Origin of the sequence: Streptomyces sp. AK08-02, from assembly GCF_033795085.1 — a bacterium.
In the GTDB taxonomy this organism is placed as follows: Bacteria; Actinomycetota; Actinomycetes; order Streptomycetales; family Streptomycetaceae; genus Streptomyces; species Streptomyces echiniscabiei.
The window spans coordinates 107,534-128,645 of sequence record NZ_JARAZV010000010.1 but is presented as its reverse complement, the minus strand read 5'-3'; the positions used below and the strand labels follow the sequence as shown (position 1 = coordinate 128,645).

At 69.1% G+C, this 21,112-nt stretch carries 20 protein-coding genes and 3 pseudogenes; 10 read left to right on the top strand and 13 right to left on the bottom strand.

Features of this window, described 5'->3' with window-relative positions:
• Nucleotides 1-70 precede the first annotated feature (70 nt).
• The 3 genes from PV734_RS21735 to PV734_RS21725 all read left to right on the top strand — a co-directional run bounded on the left by PV734_RS21735 (nt 71) and on the right by PV734_RS21725 (nt 1,958).
• On the top strand, nt 71-1,003 hold the full coding sequence (locus tag PV734_RS21735) for an SDR family NAD(P)-dependent oxidoreductase (protein WP_319291088.1): 933 nt from the start codon (nt 71-73) through the stop codon (nt 1,001-1,003).
• Nucleotides 1,000-1,551 carry a flavin reductase family protein gene (locus PV734_RS21730; protein ID WP_319291086.1) on the top strand — a complete coding sequence of 184 codons (552 nt, stop codon included), beginning with the start codon at nt 1,000-1,002 and terminating at the stop codon, nt 1,549-1,551. The genes PV734_RS21735 and PV734_RS21730 overlap by 4 nt, the downstream gene beginning before the upstream one ends.
• Before the next feature lie 80 nt (nt 1,552-1,631).
• Nucleotides 1,632-1,958, top strand: coding sequence for an SDR family NAD(P)-dependent oxidoreductase (locus tag PV734_RS21725; protein WP_319291084.1), 327 nt, complete (start codon nt 1,632-1,634; stop codon nt 1,956-1,958).
• A 203-nt stretch (nt 1,959-2,161) separates the two neighbouring features.
• Here PV734_RS21725 and PV734_RS21720 read toward each other — a convergent pair whose 3' ends face one another.
• Nucleotides 2,162-2,878, bottom strand: coding sequence for an NADPH-dependent F420 reductase (locus tag PV734_RS21720; RefSeq protein WP_319291082.1), 717 nt, complete (start codon nt 2,876-2,878; stop codon nt 2,162-2,164).
• A gap of 726 nt (nt 2,879-3,604) precedes the next feature.
• A complete protein-coding gene (locus PV734_RS21715; protein WP_319291079.1) occupies nt 3,605-4,258 on the bottom strand; it encodes a helix-turn-helix domain-containing protein in 654 nt (217 codons plus the stop codon).
• 133 nt (nt 4,259-4,391) lie between these two features.
• On the opposite strand from PV734_RS21715, the gene PV734_RS21710 reads away from it, so the two are divergent.
• Complete coding sequence (locus PV734_RS21710) at nt 4,392-5,144, top strand: NADPH-dependent F420 reductase (protein ID WP_319291076.1); 753 nt, start codon at nt 4,392-4,394, stop codon at nt 5,142-5,144.
• Nucleotides 5,145-5,453: 309 nt separating this feature from the next.
• Nucleotides 5,454-6,392, top strand: a complete 939-nt coding sequence (locus tag PV734_RS21705; protein ID WP_319291074.1) for an alpha/beta hydrolase — start codon at nt 5,454-5,456, stop codon at nt 6,390-6,392.
• A 554-nt stretch (nt 6,393-6,946) separates the two neighbouring features.
• Here the strand turns inward: PV734_RS21705 and PV734_RS21695 are convergent.
• From PV734_RS21695 to PV734_RS21670, 6 genes and pseudogenes are all read right to left on the bottom strand, one after another.
• Nucleotides 6,947-7,306, bottom strand: coding sequence for a hypothetical protein (locus tag PV734_RS21695; protein ID WP_319291366.1), 360 nt, complete (start codon nt 7,304-7,306; stop codon nt 6,947-6,949).
• Nucleotides 7,307-7,359: 53 nt separating this feature from the next.
• Nucleotides 7,360-8,016: pseudogene (locus PV734_RS45870) on the bottom strand (Gfo/Idh/MocA family oxidoreductase); the annotation flags it as partial.
• Between the two features lie 65 nt (nt 8,017-8,081).
• Nucleotides 8,082-8,810, bottom strand: a complete 729-nt coding sequence (locus tag PV734_RS21685) for an NADPH-dependent F420 reductase (RefSeq protein ID WP_319291343.1) — start codon at nt 8,808-8,810, stop codon at nt 8,082-8,084.
• Between the two features lie 243 nt (nt 8,811-9,053).
• Nucleotides 9,054-9,791 carry an NADPH-dependent F420 reductase gene (locus PV734_RS21680; RefSeq protein ID WP_319291072.1) on the bottom strand — a complete coding sequence of 246 codons (738 nt, stop codon included), beginning with the start codon at nt 9,789-9,791 and terminating at the stop codon, nt 9,054-9,056.
• Nucleotides 9,792-9,897: 106 nt separating this feature from the next.
• Nucleotides 9,898-10,491, bottom strand: coding sequence for a helix-turn-helix domain-containing protein (locus PV734_RS21675; RefSeq protein ID WP_319291070.1), 594 nt, complete (start codon nt 10,489-10,491; stop codon nt 9,898-9,900).
• A 244-nt stretch (nt 10,492-10,735) separates the two neighbouring features.
• On the bottom strand, nt 10,736-11,572 hold the full coding sequence (locus PV734_RS21670; RefSeq protein ID WP_319291067.1) for a helix-turn-helix transcriptional regulator: 837 nt from the start codon (nt 11,570-11,572) through the stop codon (nt 10,736-10,738).
• Between the two features lie 144 nt (nt 11,573-11,716).
• Here PV734_RS21670 and PV734_RS21665 point away from each other — a divergent pair, with 144 nt between their 5' ends.
• The gene (locus PV734_RS21665) at nt 11,717-11,875 is read left to right on the top strand and encodes a hypothetical protein (RefSeq protein WP_319291065.1); all 159 of its coding nucleotides are present in this window, start codon (nt 11,717-11,719) and stop codon (nt 11,873-11,875) included.
• 201 nt (nt 11,876-12,076) lie between these two features.
• On the opposite strand, the gene PV734_RS21660 is transcribed toward PV734_RS21665, so the two are convergent.
• Nucleotides 12,077-12,826 carry an SDR family oxidoreductase gene (locus PV734_RS21660; RefSeq protein WP_319291063.1) on the bottom strand — a complete coding sequence of 250 codons (750 nt, stop codon included), beginning with the start codon at nt 12,824-12,826 and terminating at the stop codon, nt 12,077-12,079.
• Between the two features lie 123 nt (nt 12,827-12,949).
• On the opposite strand from PV734_RS21660, the pseudogene PV734_RS21655 reads away from it, so the two are divergent.
• From PV734_RS21655 to PV734_RS21640, 4 genes and pseudogenes are all read left to right on the top strand, one after another.
• Nucleotides 12,950-13,198, top strand: a pseudogene (locus tag PV734_RS21655) (DUF6233 domain-containing protein); the annotation flags it as partial.
• Between the two features lie 3 nt (nt 13,199-13,201).
• Nucleotides 13,202-13,335 (top strand): annotated as a pseudogene (locus tag PV734_RS21650) (IS5/IS1182 family transposase); the annotation flags it as partial.
• Nucleotides 13,336-13,545: 210 nt separating this feature from the next.
• Nucleotides 13,546-13,938, top strand: coding sequence for a nuclear transport factor 2 family protein (locus PV734_RS21645; protein WP_005474368.1), 393 nt, complete (start codon nt 13,546-13,548; stop codon nt 13,936-13,938).
• 385 nt (nt 13,939-14,323) lie between these two features.
• On the top strand, nt 14,324-15,898 hold the full coding sequence (locus tag PV734_RS21640; protein WP_319291057.1) for an ISL3 family transposase: 1,575 nt from the start codon (nt 14,324-14,326) through the stop codon (nt 15,896-15,898).
• Between the two features lie 88 nt (nt 15,899-15,986).
• Here the strand turns inward: PV734_RS21640 and PV734_RS21635 are convergent, their stop codons facing one another.
• The 4 genes from PV734_RS21635 to PV734_RS21620 all read right to left on the bottom strand — a co-directional run bounded on the left by PV734_RS21635 (nt 15,987) and on the right by PV734_RS21620 (nt 20,995).
• Complete coding sequence (locus PV734_RS21635) at nt 15,987-16,715, bottom strand: NADPH-dependent F420 reductase (RefSeq protein ID WP_319291340.1); 729 nt, start codon at nt 16,713-16,715, stop codon at nt 15,987-15,989.
• 858 nt (nt 16,716-17,573) lie between these two features.
• Nucleotides 17,574-18,413, bottom strand: coding sequence for a helix-turn-helix transcriptional regulator (locus PV734_RS21630; protein ID WP_319291055.1), 840 nt, complete (start codon nt 18,411-18,413; stop codon nt 17,574-17,576).
• Between the two features lie 346 nt (nt 18,414-18,759).
• Complete coding sequence (locus PV734_RS21625) at nt 18,760-19,509, bottom strand: SDR family oxidoreductase (protein ID WP_319291052.1); 750 nt, start codon at nt 19,507-19,509, stop codon at nt 18,760-18,762.
• A 511-nt stretch (nt 19,510-20,020) separates the two neighbouring features.
• Nucleotides 20,021-20,995, bottom strand: a complete 975-nt coding sequence (locus tag PV734_RS21620) for an Lrp/AsnC family transcriptional regulator (protein WP_319291050.1) — start codon at nt 20,993-20,995, stop codon at nt 20,021-20,023.
• Between the last annotated feature and the right edge of the window lie 117 nt (nt 20,996-21,112).

Below are 21,112 nucleotides of genomic sequence, written 5' to 3'. Positions count from 1 at the left end.
ACGGCCCGCTGCGGGGCCGCAGGAGCGGCCCCGCCCAGACACAGCAGAACTCTTCAGGAGCAGCAGGCACATGACTGCACAGAACCTCGACTTCGGCGGCCGAGTCGCGCTCGTCACCGGCGCCGGCCAGGGCATGGGTCGCGCGCACGCCAAGATGCTCGCCTCGCGCGGCGCGCGCGTCGTCGTGAACGACCTCAACGCGGACAACGCAACATCGGCCGTCGCCGAGATCACCGCTGACGGCGGAACCGCCGTGGTCGACACCAACAACGTCGTCACCGGCGCGGAGGCCATCGTGCAGACCGCGATCGACGCCTACGGCCGGCTCGACATCGTCGTGAACAACGCGGGCATCAACGCGTTCGGCGCGTTCTGGGAGATGGACCGCGACACGTGGTGGCGCGTCTTCGACGTCACGGTCAAGGGCGTCGTCGAGGTGTCGCGCACCGCGATGACGCACCTCATCGCCTCGGGCACGGGGCGCCTGATCAACATCTCCTCCAACGGCCTCATGGGTGTGCCGCTCGACTCGGCCTACTCCGCGGCCAAGGCCGCGGTGTGGGGCCTGAGCATCGGTCTCGCGGCCGAGGCGCGCGAAGTCGGCGTGCAGGTCACGACGCTCATGCCCGTGGCCTTGACACCCATGACGCAGGACGCGTTCCCCAACCCCGTGGTGCAGGCGGCCATGAAGGAGAACGTCCCGCCGGAGGCGGTGTCGGCCTTCGTGACCTACCTCGCCCACCAGGACACCACGACGTACGCCGACACGTTCGAGATCGCGGGTGTCACGGCGGGTCGTGTGGCCATCGCGGGCATGGAGCGCGTCGATGCTGCGGCGGCCACGCCCGAGGCGTGGGTCGAGCAGGCCGAGGCCCTGACGAAGGACGGCGAGATGCGCGTGTTCCACAACGCGAGCGAGTCGTTCCGCGACCAGATGGTGCACCTCGCTCCCGAGCTGGACTCGGTGCTGCCCCAGGACGCCGCGAACGTGGAGAGGGTGTGAGCCCGGTGACCGTCATAGATCAGGAGGCCGGATCGGTGAGCAAGGTCCGCGAGATCGTTGGGGACCCCCGAGCCGTGCGCGACGCGTTCGCGCAGTTCCCGTCGGGCGTGGCCGTGCTCGCGGCCGACGTCGGCGGCGAGAAGCACGCGCTCGTGGCGTCCTCGTTCATGGTCGGCGTTTCCCTGGAGCCGTGCCTGGGCGCGGTCGCGGTGCAGAAGTCGTCCGAGACCTGGGACCGGATCAAGCAGGCGGGCACGCTCGGCGTCTCCGTCTTCGGCAAGGGGCAGGGTCACCTGACCCGCAAGCTGGCCGGCAGGGACCGTGCGGCGCGCTTCGACGAGGTCCCGATAGAGGTCGGGGCCGGAGGTGCCGTCTTCCTCGAGGACGCGGCGCTGTGGCTCGAGTGCTCGATCCACGACGTCACCGAGGCCGGTGACCACTGGATGGCGCTGCTCGAGGTCAACAAGCTCGGGGTCGGCGAGACCGAGCCCCTGGTGTGGCACGGCGCGCGGTTCCGCGAGCTCGTCGCGCTCGAGCAGGCGTTGTGACGCCCACATCCTGACGGCGCGGGGACCGGCAGCACGACCCGGCGACCGTGCGAGGACGCACGGCAGACACGAGGAGAGCCATGGGCATCCGGGACGGCAAGGTCGCCATCATCACCGGCGGTGCGAAGGGAATGGGGGAGGCCCACGTCAGGAGGTTCGTCGAGGAGGGCGCGAAGGTTGTCGTCGCCGACCTGGACGTCGCGAGTGGCGAGAAGCTCGCGATCGGGCTGGGCGAAGGCGGCGTTGGCCACCGTCGACGTCCTGGTCAACAACGCCGGGCGGGTGAGCAGTTGCTGGCGCTGCTCGACGGGAAGGGCCTCGGTGACATCACGGTGGAGGGCGAGGCGTCATTGCTGGACACACTGTTGTCGGTGGTCGAGAGGCTGATCCCAGGTTTGCGATCGTGATTCCGTAGGTGGCACAGGCGCGCAGTGGGGGCCGCGCCAGTCGACTCCGGATGCGGCCCCGTCAGCATGTGGAGCAGGGGGTGTTGAGCGACAGGTGACACGGCCTGACGGCGACGGTCATGATGCGCCCGGACATCTCGGTCCAACCTCAGCGTTCCGCATCAAGTGCCTCAATGCTCCCTGGGTGGACTACCCAGACTCTCTTAGAACTTACGTTCGGCAACCTTCGCCCGGTGGGCTGTCTCCAGTACGGCGCGCAGCTGGTCGGCCGGGAGCGGCGCGGCGGAGGCCTGGAGTATGCGGTCGTCCGGCACACCGGGGTCGGCGCAATAGATGCGGGTGTAGGCGCCGGCCTCGGGCTCGAAGCGCCAGCTCTCGTCGAGCGTTCCGGCGTCGACGGTGTCGAAGCCAAGTCGGCCGATCAGTTCGGTTGCCCGGGCCTTCGCGTCGAGGTCCTTGCCGGCGATGGGCAGCGCGCTGCGGTCCGGGGCTCCGGCGGGCCGGGCGAGCAGCGGGATGTGGTGGGCGAGGATGTTGTTGAAGGCTTTGACCAGCAGGGCGTCCGGCAGGAGCCGCTGGGCCCATTCGGTCGTGGTTACCTCTTCGGCGTCGAGTTCGGCGATGCGGCCGTCGCGATGGGGGTAGTAGTTGCCGGTGTCCAGTACGGTTCGGCCCCGCAGGAGGCCATCAGGCAGCGAGCTGTACGCGGCCAGCGGGATGGTGAGCAGGACCATCTCCCCGGCGCCGGCGGCCTGCTCGACGGTGCCTGCGTCGGCTCGTGGCCCCAGCTCCGCGACAAGGTCCGTCAGGCTCTGCGGGCCGCGCGAGTTGGCGATCACGACGTCGATATCCGCCGCCACCGCCAGTCGCGCGACCGCGGCCCCGATGTTTCCGCTGCCGATGATTCCCAGAGTTGGCATCGCTTCTCCATAGTTGTAGTGGGGCATGATGAGGGAAAACGGAGGATGCATCCGCATCCCTGTCGACAATACGGAGGCGGTATCCGTATTGTCAAAGGGGTGTGACCGGGCGGGCTGGAGGGGGCACCGACCGGTCACTCGCGTCCGCTCACCCTTCTCTACGATGACCGCTTCTTCCAGTCCCCGCCGCTTCGAAGGGGCCGATTCGTCGGCGTCCCAATGATCAACGCCCCTTCGATGGAGGGCTCGGTGAGGCCGAGCCGCGGGTTAGGCGCGTGACCAATGGGACACTGTCTCCGCCGCGTTGCACGACTGCGTCTGGCCGCTGGAGATGATCGCCCAGCTCTTCGAGTACAACGCGACCCGCCCGGGACTCGTCCAGGTCTTCGCGGTACTGGCCGGCGACAGCGTCACTGAGGACCACCCGGGCGCTGCACACCATCATGCTCATCCGGATGCGGTTGGGCCCGGCGAGGAAGACGTACGTCTCCCGCCGAGTCGCCGAAGGCAGACCTCACGCGACGCACCACGCTGCCTCAAGCGAGCCATCTGCCGACAGCTCTTCAAAATCCTCGAACGCTCCGACCGAAACACCGGAACGAAACCCAAGGATCTCCCTCAAGCGGCTTAAAGCTATGCAGCAGCCCCGAGGGAGCCGACTGATCACCGACTCAGACCATAAAGACGCCGTGTGAGGATCGGCCTCGGGGAGCATCGTCGTCGCCCCTACCGGATCGTCGGCAGCAAGGAGTTGTGGACGAGTGTCGGGGGTAGAGGCCCGGTGCCGGTGGCGCACATGCCGTCGAAGGTGAGCCGCAGGTAGCGCTGCCAGGCCGTCGGATCGGCAGCCAGCAAGGGTGCGGCGGTGTAGTACACGCCGCAGATCAGCAGCATCACGTCCTGTCCGTTCAGGTCCGCGCGGAGTGAGCCGTCGCGTTGCGCCCGCCGCGCCAGTGACCCGGCTGTGGCGATCAGCTGCTCCTGTCCGGCCTGGATCTCCGGGTGCCGGACATCCGACACCATGCGTAGGGCCTCCGCGAGCGCCCGGTTGTTTGCGTAGATATCGACGCCCGCGCTCATGAACTGCAGCAGGGCGGTGTCGGCGTCGGCCTGCTCGGCCTGCTGGCGGCCCACTGTCACGAGCCCGTCGATTTCCTCGCTGATGATCGCGGCGAACAGGTCCTCCTTGGTGGGGAAATGCCGGAAGACGGTTCCCTTTCCGATACCGGCCCGTGCCGCGATCTGCGCAGTGGACGCTTCCGCGCCGTGCTCGGCGAACACCTCCGCGGCAGCCTTCAGCAGCGCCTTGCGCGTCCGTACCGCGTCGGCTCTCATCCGTCGCGCGGGCGGCGCTGTAACGGCTTCTTCTTCAGTGTTCATGGGTCCACTCTACGCAACATGACCGGACGGTCCGGTTGGGTGGTACGGTAGTTAAAGTGACCAGCCGGTCCGGTTACGGTTCGTGGCTGTGGCCACTCCGGCATTTCCGCATCCCATAGGAGAACAGAGCACCATGAGCAAGACACTCGGCTTCATCGGCAGTGGCACCATCGGCGGCATCTTGGCCCGCCTTGCTGTCGCCGCAGGCCTGGACGTCGTCCTGAGCAACTCCCGCGGCCCCGAGTCCCTCGCCGGTCTCGTCGCCGAACTCGGCCCCCGCGCCCGGGCGGCCACTCCCGCCGAGGCCGCCGAGGCCGGGGACCTGGTGGTGGTGTCCATCCCGCTGGGCGCCTACGAGAAGATCCCGGCCCAGCCGCTGGCGGGCAAGATCGTGATCGACACGCTGAACTATTACCCGGAGCGCGACGGCCGCATCGCCGAGCTGGACGCGAACGAGCTCACGAGCAGCGAGCTGGTACAGCGCCACCTGGCCGACTCCCGTGTGGTCAAGGCGGCCAGCAACATCGTCTCCAGCCAGCTGCTCAGCCTGGCCCGCCCCTCGGGTGCGCCGGACCGCAGTGCCATGCCCATCGCCGGCGACGATGCCGCCGCCAAGGCGGAGGTCGTGGAGTTGCTCGACCTCCTCGGCTACGACGCGGTGGACATCGGCACGCTCGCCGACAGCTGGCGCAGCGAACCACTCACGCCCGTCTACGGCAAGCCCTACTACGGCGAAGTACCCAAGGACGTGAGCCTGGACAAGACGATGGAATGGATCTTCCAGACCCCGGGCATTCCGACACCTGCCGACCGCGTCAGGGAACTGACCGCCACGGTTGATCGGGGCCCTGCGGGCGGCAGCTCCTCGGTCGACGCCTGGACCTGAGTGCAGAGCATCGCGGAAGGAGAGGTGGAACCGGAACTCCTGACCGGGTCCGCACACCGACCCACCGTGGTGGTTCCGGCCGCCGGCGGGGAGACAGACGCCTGCGGCCGCCGCCCCGGCTCCAACTGCTGCGGCTGAGCCGGCACCTGCACGAGGCAGAGGGACCCCGGCCCGCAACCCGTCACCGACCTCCCACGGCTTCCGCCGCGGCTGGTCACACCCCCCAGAAAACACGGGATTACGTACATCTCCACCGTGCCACAACACGATCTTCCTGCAAGGACCCCTAAAAAAGGACGTAACACCGCCATGAACGCTTTCACCACCGCCGTAGCCGTCGGGTCGGAGGAGCCGCTCAGCCCCGGCTACGACACGGCGACCAAGGACGACGCCGAGTTCAACAAGCTCTTCCGGCACGGCTTCACCACCATCGACGACGTGCAGATGCACTACGTCATCGGCGGCGACGGCCCGCAGGTCATGGTGCTGCTGCACGGCTGGCCGCAGAGCTGGTACGAGTACCGCCCGATCATGCCCTCGCTGCTGCCCGGCCGCACCGTCATCGCCATCGACCTGCCGGGCATGGGCGACTCGACCGGAAACCCGCCCTCCATGACCAAGACGGTTCTGGCCACCTACGTCCACAAGCTGCTCAACCACCTCGGCCACCACGAGAACGTACAGGTCGTCGCCCACGACCACGGCCTCAACGTCGCCTACTCACTGGCCGCCCAGTACCGCGACCAGGTGGCGGGCCTGTTCCTCATGGACGCCGCCCTCGTCGGCAAGAACCTGAAGTTCGCCACCCTCGAATCGATGTTCTGGCACTTCTCCTTCTTCCTGCAGAATCCGCTCGCCGAGGAACTGGTCACCGGCCGGGTCGGAACCTTCCTCACCTACTTCTTCCAGAGTGTGAAGACCGCCGGCGAGAACGTCTCCGACGACGAACTCGCCGAGTTCGTCCGGGTGTACTCCCGCCCCCAGGTCCTGCACGCCGGCTTCGGGCTCTACCGGACCCTGACCCAGGACGAGGCCGACAACACCAAACTCCAGGACACCCCGCTGACCATCCCGGTCCACCTGATCACCCAGGCCGGCCTCGCCGACGCGTTCCTGCCGCCCCTCCAGGACGCCGCCCCCCACGCCACCTCCGCCGTCGTCCCCGGGGCCGGACACTTCCTCCTCCACGAAGCACCCGACCGCGTCCTGGCCGAGATCAACGCCTTCTACCCCAACCCCACCCCCTGACCAAAAAGCACCACACGACCACACGACCACACGACGTCCAAACCGTCCGATGCCAGAACTCGCGCGGTCCCTGAACGGCGACCTCGAAAGCCGGCACACCGAGGCCAACGTAAACGGCGCCTGACGACGTCTCAGCCGGATCACACCTGCCGGCATCCGCGTACGAGTGGATCCGCACCCCGGTCGGGGAACACGTCGAGGCGCAGTCCGCGAGCGGTAGGACGGGCGTGGCGACCGCGCTCGTCGGCGGCGCACCGATCCTGCCGGTCCGGCCGGTGAGCTGTCCGGTCCGTCCCTGGGTGTCACGCTGGAGGCGTGGGGTCCGGCGGGCGGGCCGGTCCGTGGGCAGACCGCCGAGCTGGTGATCACGCGACCGATGCCGTCCATGCCGCTGCACTTCTGGAACGACGCAGGTGGCAGCCGTCACCACGACGCCTACTTCCCGCCTACCCGGGAGTGCGGCGGCACGGGCGCTTGCCCGCACATAGTCCACGCCGGGAGCGACGCTGCCGCGAGTGCCCGCCGCGTGGCAAAGCCCCTTCCGAGGACTCCGGTCAGGCGTGCTCCGCCGTGCGCTCGATCCGGTCGAGGAGTCGGTGGTGTCGGGCTGCGTGGGCGAAGTCGGGCACCTCGGAGCCGCCCTCCGTCAGGTCGCGCTGGATCTGGGCGTAGGCGGCGCCGACGTTGTATGCGGGGGTACCGCGCAGCCCTTGGAGCGCGGGGTCGAAGTACCGCTCGGGTACGGTGAGGCGGCTGAGCTCGGCGTCGGATCCGTGCGCCCCGGCGATGCTGAACTCGCCGACCTGGAGGTGTCCGGTGTCGCCGGTGATGACCAGGTCACCGTCCGTTCCGTTGATCTCCCAGTGGAAGTTGGTGCCCCGGGACTGGCCGCCCCGGTAGTGCACGGAGGCCACCGCCCGGAGGCGAGCACGCCGCCGAACACCACCTGGTCGGCGACGTTCGGCCGGAAGACCCGGCTGGTCTGCGGGTCCCTGACTTCTCGGTGGCGAGTGGCGGTGACAGTGGTGACCTTCCCGACATCGCCGAGCACCATGGTCAGTGCGTCCAGGGTGTGCCCGAACGGGATGGTCAGCATGGTGGCGCCGTTGGCGCGGTCCAGTAGGTAGGCACCGTCCTCGGAGAAGACAGCTCCCCAACTCCCGCCGGACGCTACCAGGCTGGTCGAGAGCACCTCGCCGACATATCCGTCGGCGACCAGGTCGCGCAGATAGCGCACAACGGGGGCGGACCGTGCCTGCAGCCCGGTGAAGGTGCGCAGTTTGCGTTCGGCAGCGGCGGTCGCCAGCTCCTCGGCCTCCGCGGTGCCGTTGCCCAGTGGCCACTCGGAGAGCACCATCTTCCCTGCGGCCAGGGCGGATTGGGTGATCTCCCGATGGTGCGGCACCTTCACGGTGACCACCACCAGGTCGACCCCGTCGGCCGCCGCCAGCTCTCCGGCCGTCCCGAAAAACTGCGCGACTCCGTACTTCTCCGAAGCCTGCCACGCGGACTCGGCGCTGCTCGCCGAAAGTGCGCGCAGTTCGAAGCCGTCCAGCTGTTGCAGCGCGGGAAGGTGGGCCTGAGAAGCCCAGCCGCGCCTGGCGGAAAGACCAACGATACCCACGCCAATGGGCGTCTGGTGGGGGGATGACAAGGTGAGACTCCTACACAGAGCGGCCCCGTCCCTGCTCACATGCAGATTGCGCGGTTCAGGCGGACAAGGTATTCCGTGTCTGGTTGCACGCCGGCCCCGAAGCGTTCCTGGACCACGGCGAACCCGAGGTCGCGCCGCTTCGGTGATCGCGCCGGGTCCGCCGTCGCCAGTGCGTCCGGCAGCTCCTGACGGGTGAGATCCGTGCAGTAGGCGGGCGTGCCGGGCTGCTGCCGCCAGGATTCCGCGAGCGGCCCCGCGTCAAAGGCGTCGAACCCGGTGTCCTCGACGAGTGCCATGGCCAGGTCACGCTCTCGCGGACTGTCGGCCGCGACGGGGAGCGCGATGCGGTCCCCGCTTCCGGCCGGCTTGTTCCTGTACGCGAACGACTCGGCTCCGATCGAGTTCCACGCCTTGACGATGGGCCGGCCCAGCTGCTTCGCGGCCCACACGCTCTCCGCCTGGCCGGCCTCGATCGCCGCGATTGGGTTGTCCCGATGCGGGATGTAGTTCGACGTGTCGATGACCACCGTGTCAGCCGGCACCTTGGCGATCAGCGGTGCTACCTGCGGAATGCGGTCGAAGGGAATGGAGAGGATCACGGCGTCGACGTCCACTACGGCTTCCGCCGCGGTCACCGCGCGTCCGCCCGAGGCCAGCACGTCCGCCTCGATCGTCTCCGGGCCGCGCGAATTGGCCGCCTTTACCTCGTGCCCGGCCGCGCTCAACCGCCTAGTCAACGTCTTGCCGATGTTCCCGGTGCCGATAATGCCGATCTTAATAATGAAACTCCTTGTCCGAACGGAACCCCGGTGTCGGTGATCGAGGTTCCGGGGCTTGGTCCCTGCGGCGCGACCGGGACTGCGGCCGACCGCGGACACGCTGGTGTAGGTGAGTGATGGCGGCCGTGCCGAAGTGAGCCCCGCTCTTCGTGTTCGTCTTGTGTTTTCGCGGGCTGTCGGCGCTGCCGCTCTCGTGCCGTTGCGTGTACGAGAGCCGCGTGGGGTGTCTTAGCGGTGGGCGGCGCGGTTCATCTCGACGACGTCGTCGACGGTGGGGTTGGCGCCGAGGGTGGCGATGCGTTCCGGGAGGCTGTCGCGGATGGCCGCGTCCTTGGTGCGGTCGGCTGCGGCCAGGGCCGCCGGCAGTTCGTCGAGGGTCAGTTCGGTGCAGTAGGCGGGGCCGTTGGGCTGCTGGCGCCAGGAGTCGGCCAGGGTGCCGGCGTCGTAGGGGTCGAAGCCGGTGTCGTCCACGAGCTGCATGGCCACGCGCCGCGCCTCCTCGCTGTCACCGGCGACGGGGATGGCGAGGCGGCCGGGGGTTCCGGCCGGAACACCCTTGGTCCGCTGGGTCTCTGCCAGGGCGGCGTTCCACGCCTTGATGACGGGGCGGCCGAGCAGCTCGGCGGTGTACGCGCTCTCCACCTGGCCGTTGTCCACCGCCTCGATCGGCTCGCTGAGCATGCCGGGGTAGTAGTTCGCGGTGTCGATGACCACCGTCTCGGCAGGCACCGATGCGAACAGGTCCGCCAGCTGGCCCGCCACCCCGAACGGGATCGACAGGACGATGACGTCCCGGCCCTGGACGGCGTCGGCGAGATCCGCCGCGCGGGCCCCGGACTCCAGCACCTCCGCACGGACGGCCTCGGGGCCGCGGGCGTCGGCCACCTGGACGTCGTGACCGGCCGTGCTGAGCTTGGCAGCGAGGTTCCCGCCGATGGCACCGGCGCCTATGACAGTAATTTTCATGATTTGTTCCTTCGGGGGTTGTGCCGCCCCTGAGGGCAGCGCGAGGTGATGGCCGTGCGGTGGTGCCGCCTGGCGTTGCAGGGGCCGGGGCGGGGTGGCCGGCGGTTTACGCCTGGGTGTCCCGCTGGCGGTAGCCGCTCGCGATGAGCGTGCGGAGCCGGTCGAGCCACTCCTCCTCGGTGCCGGTGCCCTTGATCCAGGCAACGGAACAGGCCGCGAGGAACAGGTCGTGCCCCCGCACCGAGGCGCGCACGCGCCCCGCGAGCTGCGCGGCTCGCACGTACTGATCGGTTGCGGAGATGAGGATGTCGCAGGGAATCGTGAGCGGGTTGTCCGGCTCCTGCGCCCGGGCCGCGGCCATGAGCGGGTCCGGCAGGCCGCTGAAGGCGCTGAAGTACTCCTCCATCGCCCGCAGCCACTGCTCCAGCGCCTCGGCGGGGTCGCCGAGCTGCTCGATGTCCGCCTGGCGGGCCACCAGTTCCTCGGAGCGTGTCTGCAGCACGGCCGCCAGCAGCGCCTCCCGGGTGGGGAAGTGCCGGTACAGCGTGCCGGGCCCCACCCCCGCCTCCTTGGCCACCGCCTCGAGCGAGGTGCCGACCCCGTGCTGCAGGAAGTGACGCTGCGCGGTCTCCAGAAGGGCCGCGCGGTTGCGCTGAACGTCCGCGCGGGGCTTGCGTCCCCGCTGTTCGACGGCACTCATACGCCCTCCTGCCTGCCGTGATCTGGCGGCCGCATCAAAGCGGATGCCGCCTCCGTATGCACTCGAGCGTAAAGCGGAGGCGGCATCCGGTCAAATGGGCGGCCTGAGCGCGGAGCCCGGACACCGCAGGGGGCCGACATATCTGGCCGTGGAGAGCGGGGCAGAAGCCGTGCGGCTGCATTCCCAAGGTGCCCTTGTCCGGCCCCTCCCGCGCCGAGCCCGGCCCGGTCCCCGGTCCAGGGCGTCAGGGGGTGAGCTGTTGGTGTCCTATGACGGAGAGGAGTTCGAGTTTGCTGTGGCTCTCCGTGCCGGGGCGGGTGGTCAGGACCACCAGGGTCTGGGCGCGGTTTTCGGTGTAGAGGAGCTGGGCGTCGACGTCGATGCGGCCGAGTTCGGGATGGAGGATGGTCTTGCAGTCGCCGTAGCGGGCGACCTCCTGGAGTTCCCACATGCGGACGAACTCGGGGCTGTGTTCCTGGAGTTCGGCGAGGATCCGGGCGGCTCGGGGGGTGTCGCTGCCGGCTGTGAGCGCGGCCCGCAGGCGTGCTGCCTGGGCGCGGCCGTGCTGTTCGTGGGTCTCCTCGGGATACACCAGTCGTTCGGCCGGGTCCATGAACCAGCGGTAGTAGCCGCTACTGGCCAGACCGGTGTGGCGGGTCTGGTCGCCGAGCAGTGCGACGGCCAAGGGGTTCATCGCGAGGGTGTCGACCAGGTCGGTCGTTACCAGGGCCGGGGAGTCGTCCAGGCGGTCCAGGACCCGCAGCAGCGTGGGGCTGACGTGTTCGGAGCGGTGGAAGCGGGCCGGGGCGTTGTGGCCGATGAGGACGAAGAGGTGATCGCTTTCGTCCAGGGTCAGCCGCAATGCCCGGGCGAGGGCGGTGGTGATCTGGACGGAGGGCTGCGGCGAGCGCTGCTGTTCCAGGCGGGCGTAGTAGTCGGTGGACATGCCGGCGAGCTGCGCGACCTCCTCGCGGCGCAGCCCCTGCGTACGCCTGCGCGGCCCCTCGACCAGCCCGACGTCGCGGGGCCGTAGCGTCTCGCGCCGGTGACGCAGGAATGCCGCCAGTTCCTTCTTGTCCATGCCGCCATCCTCGCCGGATCCCGCCCGGCTATCCAGAGACCGCCGATCCATGGCTGAGCCCTCCTCTTCTGCCCGCGCGAAGCCGCTCGTACGGCCGACGCGAGGGCGCTCGCGGCGAGACGACCCGCTGGTCACCTGACCTGCGTGACCCGCTGGGAAATTCGCCGGCTGTCGGCGGTGCGCCGCAGGCCGTTGGCCTGGAAGCCGGCCCGCGGCGCCGGTCCTCCGTCGAGGACGCCCGACGCTTCGGACCGGCGGGCCTCGCCGCTCGCCCTGGCCGACACGGCGATGTCCGTCGTGTGAGGGGCGCTCGACGTGCCATCGGCACTCAGGACGGAGCCGGTCGCCTCCCGTGCGACGACCGGGGCGAAGCCGAAGTCACTTCCTTACCGTTCCGCGTCTTCGGTGAGGGCCTCCCCGAGGCGGGTCCAGCTCGCGTTCGCCCATGATGTAGCCCACCAGGACCCGCCCGCGTGCTGTTGTTCCGCGTCTGCCACAGGTCGGTCAGCTGCCGCTGATCATGGCGAGGACATCGTCGTAGGTGCCGGTGGCCACCGCGTCGCGGATGAACCTGGCGCGCTCGACGACGATCTCCTTCGCGTCGGGCTTCTCGCGCAGCAGGTCGAGGGCCTCGGTGAGGAAGTCGTCCAACGGCATGGATTGCTCGTTGTCCTGCTGGCCCATCAGGGGCGTGCGCACGGCGGGCGGGACCACCTCGATCACCTGGACGCCGGCATCAGCACCGGCGAGCTGGATGCGCAGGCTCTCGGAGAACGAATGCAGCGCGGCCTTCGTCGCACTGTAGGTCGGGGTGAACGGGAGCGGTACGAACGCCAGCGCCGAGGTGACGTTGATGACGACCGCGTCGGGCTTGCCCATCAGCTGCGGCAGGAAGGCGTACGTCATCCGGATCGGGCCGAGCAGATTGGTCGCGACGTGATCCTCGGCGACCTGGAGTCCGGCCGGGTCGAGGACGCTCTCCAGCACCTGAATGCCGGCGTTGTTGACCAGGACGTTCAGCCCCGGGTGGCTCGCCGCCACGGTCTTGCGGGCATGGGCGATCGAGTCGGGGTCCGCGACATCGAGGACGAGCCCGTCGATACCCGGGTGCTCGGCCGTGATCTCGTCCAGCAGCTCCTTGCGGCGGCCGGCGACGATCACCTTGTTGCCGGCCTCGTGCAGCCGCAGAGCCAGGCCGAGGCCGATGCCCGAGGTGCCGCCGGTGATCAGGATCGTGTTGCCGGTCAGTTTCATGAGGGTCCCGCTCCTTCGGTACGGCGGGCCGGTGAGCGCCCGCAGCCTCGACCGTAGGGGCGCCCGCGCAGGGGCGGGAGAGGACGGTTTATCCATGGATCGGTGGTCTCTGCCTCGTGAAGCGAACGCCGGCCGTCGGGCTGGGTCCTGCAGAAGCTGGACGGCGGTCGCGGCCCCGGCCGCGGCGTCGTCCGCGCCGTCGACTGCGAGGAAGCACCCGCCGGGGCGCCGCTGCTGCCCCTGGACCAGGCACTGGACGCCGCAGAGCACCCCGGTACCCGGCTGTGCCCCCTGTGCAGCCCATGCTCGACGTCCCATACGAGCTGGTTAAGCACGTCTCGTAGCTCATCCACGCCCGGCCGCGCCTACTGAAGCGCCGGCGCCACCGTCCGTACCCCTTACTACGGCCACCGTGAACTTCGGGAGCACTACCAGCAGTACAACCGCGATCACGCCCGTCTCCGCGCTCCAGCCCACGCGCCTTCGCCCACCTCGAGTCCTGGCGACTCGATGGTGGCCGGCCGGGGAGGATCGTCGGTCCATGGATATGTGATCCTCTCCCGCCCCCGCCGATACACCCCCATAGTCGAGACTGCCGGGCGCGCCCGGCCCCTGCGAAGGAGAGCATCGCAGATGCCAACGGCGCCGACGACCCGGTGCCGGCCATGCTGAGCGGCGCCAATGCCTGATCCAGCAACGCACAAAATGGAGAGCCGAACGTGAAACCCACGAATGAAGACACCGTCGAAATCAGCAGGGCCGTGGCGCTGTGGGCGCACATCATGGACGACCACGAACTGGACCGTCTCGGCGAATGCCTCACCGAAGACGCGGTGTGGGACGGCAGCGTCTTCGGCGGTGACCCGGTCGTCGGGCTGGACGCGATCGCGGCCTTCATGAACGCCCCCGGACACGCGAAAGCCCACCACACGACGAACATCGTCGTGTCGGAAGGCCCGGGCGACGAGGTGCGGGCCCGATCCAAAGGTCTGAGCCTGCTGGAGGGTGGCGGTGTCGCCAGCGTCGTCTACGCCGACGACCTGCGACGCACCGATGACGGCTGGCGCATTTCCCGGCGGGTCATCCATCTCACGTGGCCACATCGCTTCTAGGAGGCCGCGGAGTATCGCCGTTTCCGGGGCTGGGCTTGAGGCCGTCGGCGCGGTGGCCGTCACTGGTGGGACTGGTGAGGCGCCTGTTGCCCAGCGTCACACCTGTGGCAGTTGACTGTCTTTCAGGAGATCAGAAGGCGGGTACCAAGCGCTGGGTCTCATAACCGGCCGCCGGGGGTGGCGGCGTTTGTCGCGGAGCAGCTGGAGACGGGGGCGGGACACGAGGGTCTCTCACGGGTCACCGCGTCGGCCCCCGTCCTGTCGGGGGACGGGGTTTTCTGGCCCTGGCAAGATTTTCGTGAAGCGGGGCTGTGCCTCCGTGCGCCGGTGACTCTCCGTCACGGGTAGCGGGACCTTCGGCGAGTGTGATGACCTCGTACGAATTGTGTCGCCGCACCTCGATGCGGTGCGGGTGGAACGAGTGTGGGTGGCGGGCGGCGTGGTCCGTATCGCTGCCCGTACCCGCGAGTTGATGGTGGCGTGTCCGGATTGCCGGTGCGAGTCGGCGCGGGTGCACAGCCGGTATTCCCGCACGCTGGCCGATGTCGCTGCCGGGGGCCGCCCGGTGCTGATCAGTCTGGCGGTGCGGCGGTTGTTTTGCGACAGTGCGGACTGCGGTCGGCGGACGTTTGCCGAGCAGGTGGAGGGGCTGACGGTGCGCTATCAGCGGCGTAGTCCGCTGCTGCAGCATCTGGTCGAGATGGCCGGGGTGTTGCTGGCCGGCCGTGGCGGGTCCCGGCTTCTGCGCATCTTGAAGTCGCCGTTGTCGCGGACGAGTGTGCTGTTCCAGTTGATGCGCATGGGGCTTCCGCCGGTCGCGACACCGCGGGTGCTGGGTGTGGATGACTTTGCGTTGTACGCGGACGTCTACGGCACGCTGCTCGTGAATGCCGGCACGCGGCTGCCGATCGAGTTGTGGGCCGGGCGCGATGCCGGGCAGCTGGCCTCCTGGCTGCGTGCGCATCCAGGCGTCGAGGTGGTGTGCCGGGACGGTTCGCTGGTCTACCGGCAGGGCATTGCCGAGGGAGCCCCGGACGCGGTGCAGGTCAGCGACCGTTTTCACCTGTGGCAGGGGCTGTCGAAGCGGGTCTCGGACATCGCCGCGGCCCACCGCGGCTGCCTGGCCGCGGCAGTACGTGAGCCCGAACCGGCCCTACCGCCGGCGGACGAACCGTGCGAGGCGGCCGATACTCCCGCCCTGCGTCACGCGAAGCGACTGTTCGAGACCGTCCAGAGTTACACCGGCACGGCACGCAGCCTCAGTGCGATAGCCCGCGAGCTCGGCTTGAACCGCCGCACCGTGGCCAAGTACGCACGCGCTGCCTGCTGGCAGGAGTGCGTACGGCGCACTCCGCCTCGCCGGTCCACGAGCCTCGACCCGTATCTGGAGTATCTGAGGCAGCGGTGGGAGGAAGGCGAGCACACCGCGACCGTGCTGCACCAGGAGATTGCCGCCAAGGGCTACGGCGGCCACTACCAACGGGTCAAGATGGCCATCGCGCCGCTACGCCGCGGTCTGCCGATCGACACACCGCGCGAGCGGCCACCCTCGCCCCGCCAGGTCGCCCGGTGGATCACCACCACACCGCCGAAGCGAGGCCTGCACCCCACCGCGGCACTCCGTCGGTTGCTTGAACACTGCCCGGAGCTCGACCAAACCCACACTCTGGTACGGCAGTTCGCGGCCATGCTCGACGCCCGCGACGCCGCCCCGCTGCCGGACTGGCTCGACCAACTCGCGGGCTCTGGCCTGTCTGCATTGGCGAGCCTGGCCAACGCCATCCGCGAAGACCAGCCGGCAGTCGTGCAGGGGATCACCACCCCGTTCAACTCCGGCGTCAACGAAGGCCGGATCACGGACCTGAAGCTCCAGAAACGGATCATGGCCGGCCGCGCCGGCGTTCCGCTCCTGCGCCACCGAGTCGTCCTCATGGCCCACCTCCGACGCCGCTACCCGTGATGGAGCGTCACCGGCGCACGGAGGCACAGCCCCGCTTCACGAAAATCTTGCCAGGGCCACGTTCAGGTGTACGCCGACACGTCCCTCCTCACATGGAAATTGCGCGGTTCAGGCGGACAAGGTATTCCGCGTCTGGTTGCACGCCGGGTCCGAAGCGTTCTCGGATGACGGCGAGTTCTAGGTCGCGCCACTTCGGTGATCGCGCCGCGTCGGCCGCCGCCAGTGCGTCCGGCAGCTCCTGACGGGTGAGATCCGTGCAGTAGGCGGGTGTGCCGGGCTGCTGCCGCCACGATTGTGCGAGCGGCCCCGCGTCAAAGGCGTCGAACCCGGTGTCCTCGACGAGTGCCATGGCCAGGTCACGCTCTCGCGGACTGTCGGCCGCGACGGGGAGCGCGATGCGGTCCGCACTTCCCGTCGGCTTGTTCCTGTGCGCGAACGACTCGGCTCCGATCGAGTTCCACGCCTTGACGATGGGCCGGCCCAGCTGCTTCGCGGCCCACACGCTCTCGGCCTGGCCGGCCTCGATCGCCGCGATTCCGTTGTCCCGACGCGGGAAGTAGTTCGAGGTATCGATGACCACCGTGTCAGCCGGCACCTTGGCGATCAGTGGTGCGACTTGCGGAATGCGGTCGAAGGGAATGGAGAGGATTACGGCGTCGACGTCCACTACGGCTTGCGCCGCGGTCACCGCGCGTCCGCCCGAGGCCAGCACGTCCGCCTCGATCGTCTCCGGGCCGCGCGAGTTGGCCGCCTTTACCTCGTGCCCGGCCGCGCTCAACCGCCTGGTCAACGTCTTGCCGATGTTCCCGGTGCCGATAATGCCGATCTTAATAATGAAACTCCTTGTCCGAACGGAACCCCGGTGTCGGTGATCGAGGTTCCGGGGCTTGGTCCCAGCGGTGCGACCGGGACTGCGGCCGACCGCGGGCGCGGTGGTGTAAGTGGGTGATGGCGACCTTGCCGAAGTGAGCGCACCTCGTCGTGTGTATTCGTGGTGTGCCGGCGTTGCCGCTTTCGTGCCGTCGCGTGCGCGAGAGTCGCGTCGGGTGACTCAGCGGTGGGCGGTGCGGTTCATCCCGACGACGTCCTCCAGGGTGGCCGTGGCCGGGAGGGCGGCGAGGCGTTCCGGGACGCTGTCGCGCATGCCCGCGGCCTTGACGCGGTCGGCCGCGGGTAGCTCGGTGAGGGTCAGTTGGGCGTAGTAGGCGGGGCTATTCGGCTGCCGGCGTCAGAGGTCGGCCAGTGTGCGGGTGTCGAAGGGGCCGAAGCCGGTGTCGTCCACGAGCCGCGCGGCCGGACGTTCCAGCCAGAATCTGGGTGCGCTCAGAAGGGCCGCGCGGTTGCGCTAGACGTCCGCGCAGGGCTTGCGTCCCCGCTGTTCACCGGCGCTCATGCACCCTCCTGCCTGCCGTGATCCAGCGGTCGCATCCGGTCAAACCGGCGGCGCGACCACGGAGTTCGGACAGCCCAGGGGGCCTCTGTCTGGCAGCAGCGCGCAGGACAAGAGCCGTGCGGAAGTGGGTGCGCGGGGTGCCGCGCCGCCGGTCCCGACGACTTCCGGTGGCCTGGACCGTGACCCACGTGCATCACCAGTGCCCCTGACCGGATTCGGCACACAGGTCTCCACTTTGGTGGCCCCCAGCGCCGAGCCCGGCCCGTCCCCCGGCCCAGGACGTCAGGAAGTGAGCTGCTGGTGCCCTATGACGGAGAGCAGTTCGAGTTTGCTGTGGCTCTCCGTGCCGGGGCGAGTGGTCAGCACCACCAGAGTCTGGGCGCGGTTCTCGGTGAACAGGAGCTGGGCATCGACGTCGATGCGGCCGAGTTCGGGATGGAGGATGGTCTTGCAATCCTCGTAGCTCTGCGCGACCTCCTGAAGTTCCCACATGCGGACGAACTCGGGGCTGCGTTCCTGGAGTTCGGCGAGGATCCGGGCGGCCCGGGGAGTGTCGCTGCCGGCGGTCAGCGCGGCCCGCAGGCGAGCCGCATGGGCGCGGCCGTGGTGTTCGTGGACCTCCTCGGGATACACCAGACGTTCGGCCGGGTCCATGAACCAGCGGTAGTAGCCGCTACTGGCCAGACCGGTGTGGCGCATCTGGTCGCCGAGCAGGGCGATGGCCAAGGGGTTCATCGCGAGGGTGTCGAGCAGGTCGGTCTGCACCAGGGTTGGGGAGTCGTCAAGGCGGTCCAGGACCCGCAGCAGCGTCGGGCTGACATGCTCCGAGCGATGGAAACGGGCTGGTGCATTGTGGCCGATGAGGACGAAGAGGTGGTCGCGCTCGTCCAGGGTCAGCCGCAGCGCCCGGGCCAGGGCGGTGGTGATCTGAACGGAGGGCTGCGGGGCCCGCTGCTGTTCCAGGCGGGCGTAGTAGTCGGTGGACATGCCGGCGAGCTGGGCGACCTCCTCGCGCCGCAGGCCCCGGGTACGCCTGCGCGGCCCCTCCACCAGCCCGACGTCACCCGGGCGCAGTGCCTCACGCCGGTGGCGCAGGAATTCCGCCAGTTCCTTCTTGTCCATGCCCACCATCCTCGCCGCATCCCGCCCGGCTATCCAGAGACCGCCGATCCATGGCTGAGCCCTCCCCTGCCCTCCCATCCGCGCGAAGCCGCCCACACGGCCGATGCGAGGGCGCGTGCAGCGAGACGACCCGATGGTCACCTGCCCCTGCGTGACCCGCTGGGAAATTCGCCGGCTGTCGGCGGTACGCCGCAGGCCGTCGGCATGGAAGACGGCCTGCGGCGACGGTCTCCGTCGAGAACACCTGACGCTTTGCCCGGGCCTCGTCGCCCGGCCTGGCCGATACGACGAGGTTCCTCGTGTGACGGCGCTCGCGTGCTGTTGTTCCGCGGCTGCCGCAGGTCGGTCAGCTGCCGCTGATCATGGCGAGGACGTCGTCGTAGGTGCCGGTGGCCACCGCGTCGCGGATGAACCTGGCGGGCTCGACGACGATCTCCTTCGCGTCGGGCGTCTCGCGCAGCAGGTCGAGGGCCTGGGTGAGGAAGTCGTCCAACGGCATGGAATGTTCGTTGTCCTGCTGGCCCATCAGGGTCGTGCGCACGCCCGGCGGGACCACCTCGATCACCTGGACGCCGGCGTCGGCACCGGCGAGCTGGATGCGCAGGCTCTCGGAGAAGGAGTGCAGCGCGGCCTTGGTCGCGCTGTAGGTCGGGGTGCTCGGGAACGGAACGAACGCCAGCGCCGAGGTGACATTCACGACGACCGCGTCGTCCTTGCCCGCGAGCAGGGGCAGGAAGGCGTACGTCATCCGGATCGTGCCGAGCAGATTGGTCGCGACGTGATCCTCGGCGACCGTGAGTCCTGCCGGGTCGAGGAGGTTCTCCCGCAGCATGATGCCCGCGTTGTTGACCAGGACGTTCAACCCCGGGTGGCTCGCCGCCACGGTCTCACGGGCCCGGGCGATCGAGTCGGGATCGGCGACGTCGAGGACGAGCGCGTCGATGCCCGGGTGCTCGGCGGTGATCTCGTCGAGGAGTTCCTTGCGGCGGCCGGCGACGATCACCTTGTTGCCGGCCTCGTGCAGGCGCAGGGCCAGACCGAGGCCGATGCCCGAGGTGCCGCCGGTGATCAGGATCGTGTTGCCGGTGATCTTCATGGGGGTCTTGCTCCTTCGGTACGGCGGGCCTGTGGGCGCCCGCAGCCTCGACCGTAGGGGCGCCCGCGCAGGGGCGGGAGAGGACGGTTTATCCATGGATCGGCGGTCTCTGGCTGAGCCGTAGAAGGCGCCCCTGCCGGTCAGCGCCTCCAGACCGGGCGCAGGGAGCCGCCGCTAGGAGACCCCGGTGGCCGGGATCACAGCCTGTGCGGTAACGGCGGATCCGTCGTTGAACCGCAGCACCCGCGCGGGACCCGGCCGGCTCCAGCGTCCGCGAGCTTCTGCGGCAGCGCTGCGCCCGCTTGATGCTGGTGGTCGCCGATGAGAATGCGGTCGTGAGGCTTCTGGACAGCAACGCGCGCTGCCGGGCCGCCTGCCCTGTAGCCCGACTCGGCAAGACGAAGAGGTAACGAGCGCGTCCGTCGACGGTGCAGCACCCAACGATGGGTCGCTCCGTCGGTCCGTACGCAAGGGGCCATGCGATCTCGATCGGCTGGTAGCCGTTCGGCGGTCAGCGGCTCGGCTCGTAGGTGAGTTGCTTGACATGCCGCAGGGTCAGGGCTGTTTCCACGGCTTGCACGCCGTCGAGGCCGCCGATCTTCTCGCTCAGGTATGTGTAGAGCTCGCTCGTGCTCGAGGTGGCGACGGTGGCGAGGAGGTTGGCCTGGCCGGTGGCGGCGCCGGCGAAGCGGACCTCGTGGTGTTCTGCCAGTTTCCGTCCGGCGGCGTCGAGTGCGGAGGGGGCGACGCTGAGCCAGAGCACCGCGCTGATGCCGTGTCCGAGGGATTCGCGGTCATGCTGCACTTTGAAGTAGAGGATGCCCGTGGAGCGCAGACGCTCCAGGCGTCGCTTGACAGCGGACTCCGACTGGCCGGTGCTGGTCTGCAGCTCGCTGAAGGTTGCCCGGCCGTCGCGCCGCAGCACGGCGAGCAGCGCCTCGTCCGCTCCGTCGAGAGCGATGGGGGCGGCTACCGGCTCGCTGTACGGGAGACGCAGTGCCGCCTCCTGGCCGGATTCGAGTGCTTGAGTCTTGTCGAGCCAGCCGAGGGGACCGCCGTAGAAGGTGTGCAGCAGGCAGTGGGCGCTGACCGAAATGACCTGAGGCGTGCGTTGCAGGCGGTCGAAGAGCAGTTCGTCGCGGGCCTGTCGGCTGCGGGGTTCCATGGCACACAGCACTTCGGTGCCGCCGGAGATGAGATCGACGTGCGAGGTGTCGGGGCGCCGGGCCAGCGCGGTGGCGAGTTGTTCGGCCACGTCGGGAGTGCAGCGCAGCCGGACGATCCAGCTCTGGCGGCCCAGCAGGCTCTCGTCGGTCATACCGACGATCCTGAGTCCGGCGGTGGTGCGCAGTTTGCGGAAGCGGCGGGCGACGGTCTGGTCGGACACGCCGAGGATCTCGGCGATACGGCTGAACGGCGCCCGCCCGTCCACCTGGAGCGCGTGCAGCAGCTTCAGATCGAGCGCGTCGGGCGAAGGGGACTGCATCGATGGCTCCTGTTTCGAGCGGGTGATGTTCACGTCATGTCGTACGACAGCGCTGTGTGGCCTGGGACCGGAAGGGTCCGGTCCCAGGCCACTGAGCGGCGCCGTGCCCGTCCCCAC

What these genes read in the sequence shown, in the direction of transcription:
- PV734_RS21735 (WP_319291088.1), top strand. Translation starts at nt 71, where the DNA reads ATGACTGCACAGAACCTCGACTTCGGCGGCCGAGTCGCGCTCGTCACC.
- PV734_RS21725 (WP_319291084.1), top strand. Translation starts at nt 1,632, where the DNA reads ATGGGCATCCGGGACGGCAAGGTCGCCATCATCACCGGCGGTGCGAAG.
- PV734_RS21720 (WP_319291082.1), bottom strand. Translation starts at nt 2,878, where the DNA reads ATGCCAACTCTGGGAATCATCGGCAGCGGAAACATCGGGGCCGCGGTC.
- PV734_RS21715 (WP_319291079.1), bottom strand. Translation starts at nt 4,258, where the DNA reads ATGAACACTGAAGAAGAAGCCGTTACAGCGCCGCCCGCGCGACGGATG.
- PV734_RS21710 (WP_319291076.1), top strand. Translation starts at nt 4,392, where the DNA reads ATGAGCAAGACACTCGGCTTCATCGGCAGTGGCACCATCGGCGGCATC.
- PV734_RS21705 (WP_319291074.1), top strand. Translation starts at nt 5,454, where the DNA reads ATGAACGCTTTCACCACCGCCGTAGCCGTCGGGTCGGAGGAGCCGCTC.
- PV734_RS21680 (WP_319291072.1), bottom strand. Translation starts at nt 9,791, where the DNA reads ATGAAAATTACTGTCATAGGCGCCGGTGCCATCGGCGGGAACCTCGCT.
- PV734_RS21675 (WP_319291070.1), bottom strand. Translation starts at nt 10,491, where the DNA reads ATGAGTGCCGTCGAACAGCGGGGACGCAAGCCCCGCGCGGACGTTCAG.
- PV734_RS21670 (WP_319291067.1), bottom strand. Translation starts at nt 11,572, where the DNA reads ATGGACAAGAAGGAACTGGCGGCATTCCTGCGTCACCGGCGCGAGACG.
- PV734_RS21660 (WP_319291063.1), bottom strand. Translation starts at nt 12,826, where the DNA reads ATGAAACTGACCGGCAACACGATCCTGATCACCGGCGGCACCTCGGGC.
- PV734_RS21630 (WP_319291055.1), bottom strand. Translation starts at nt 18,413, where the DNA reads ATGGACAAGAAGGAACTGGCGGAATTCCTGCGCCACCGGCGTGAGGCA.
- PV734_RS21625 (WP_319291052.1), bottom strand. Translation starts at nt 19,509, where the DNA reads ATGAAGATCACCGGCAACACGATCCTGATCACCGGCGGCACCTCGGGC.
- PV734_RS21620 (WP_319291050.1), bottom strand. Translation starts at nt 20,995, where the DNA reads ATGCAGTCCCCTTCGCCCGACGCGCTCGATCTGAAGCTGCTGCACGCG.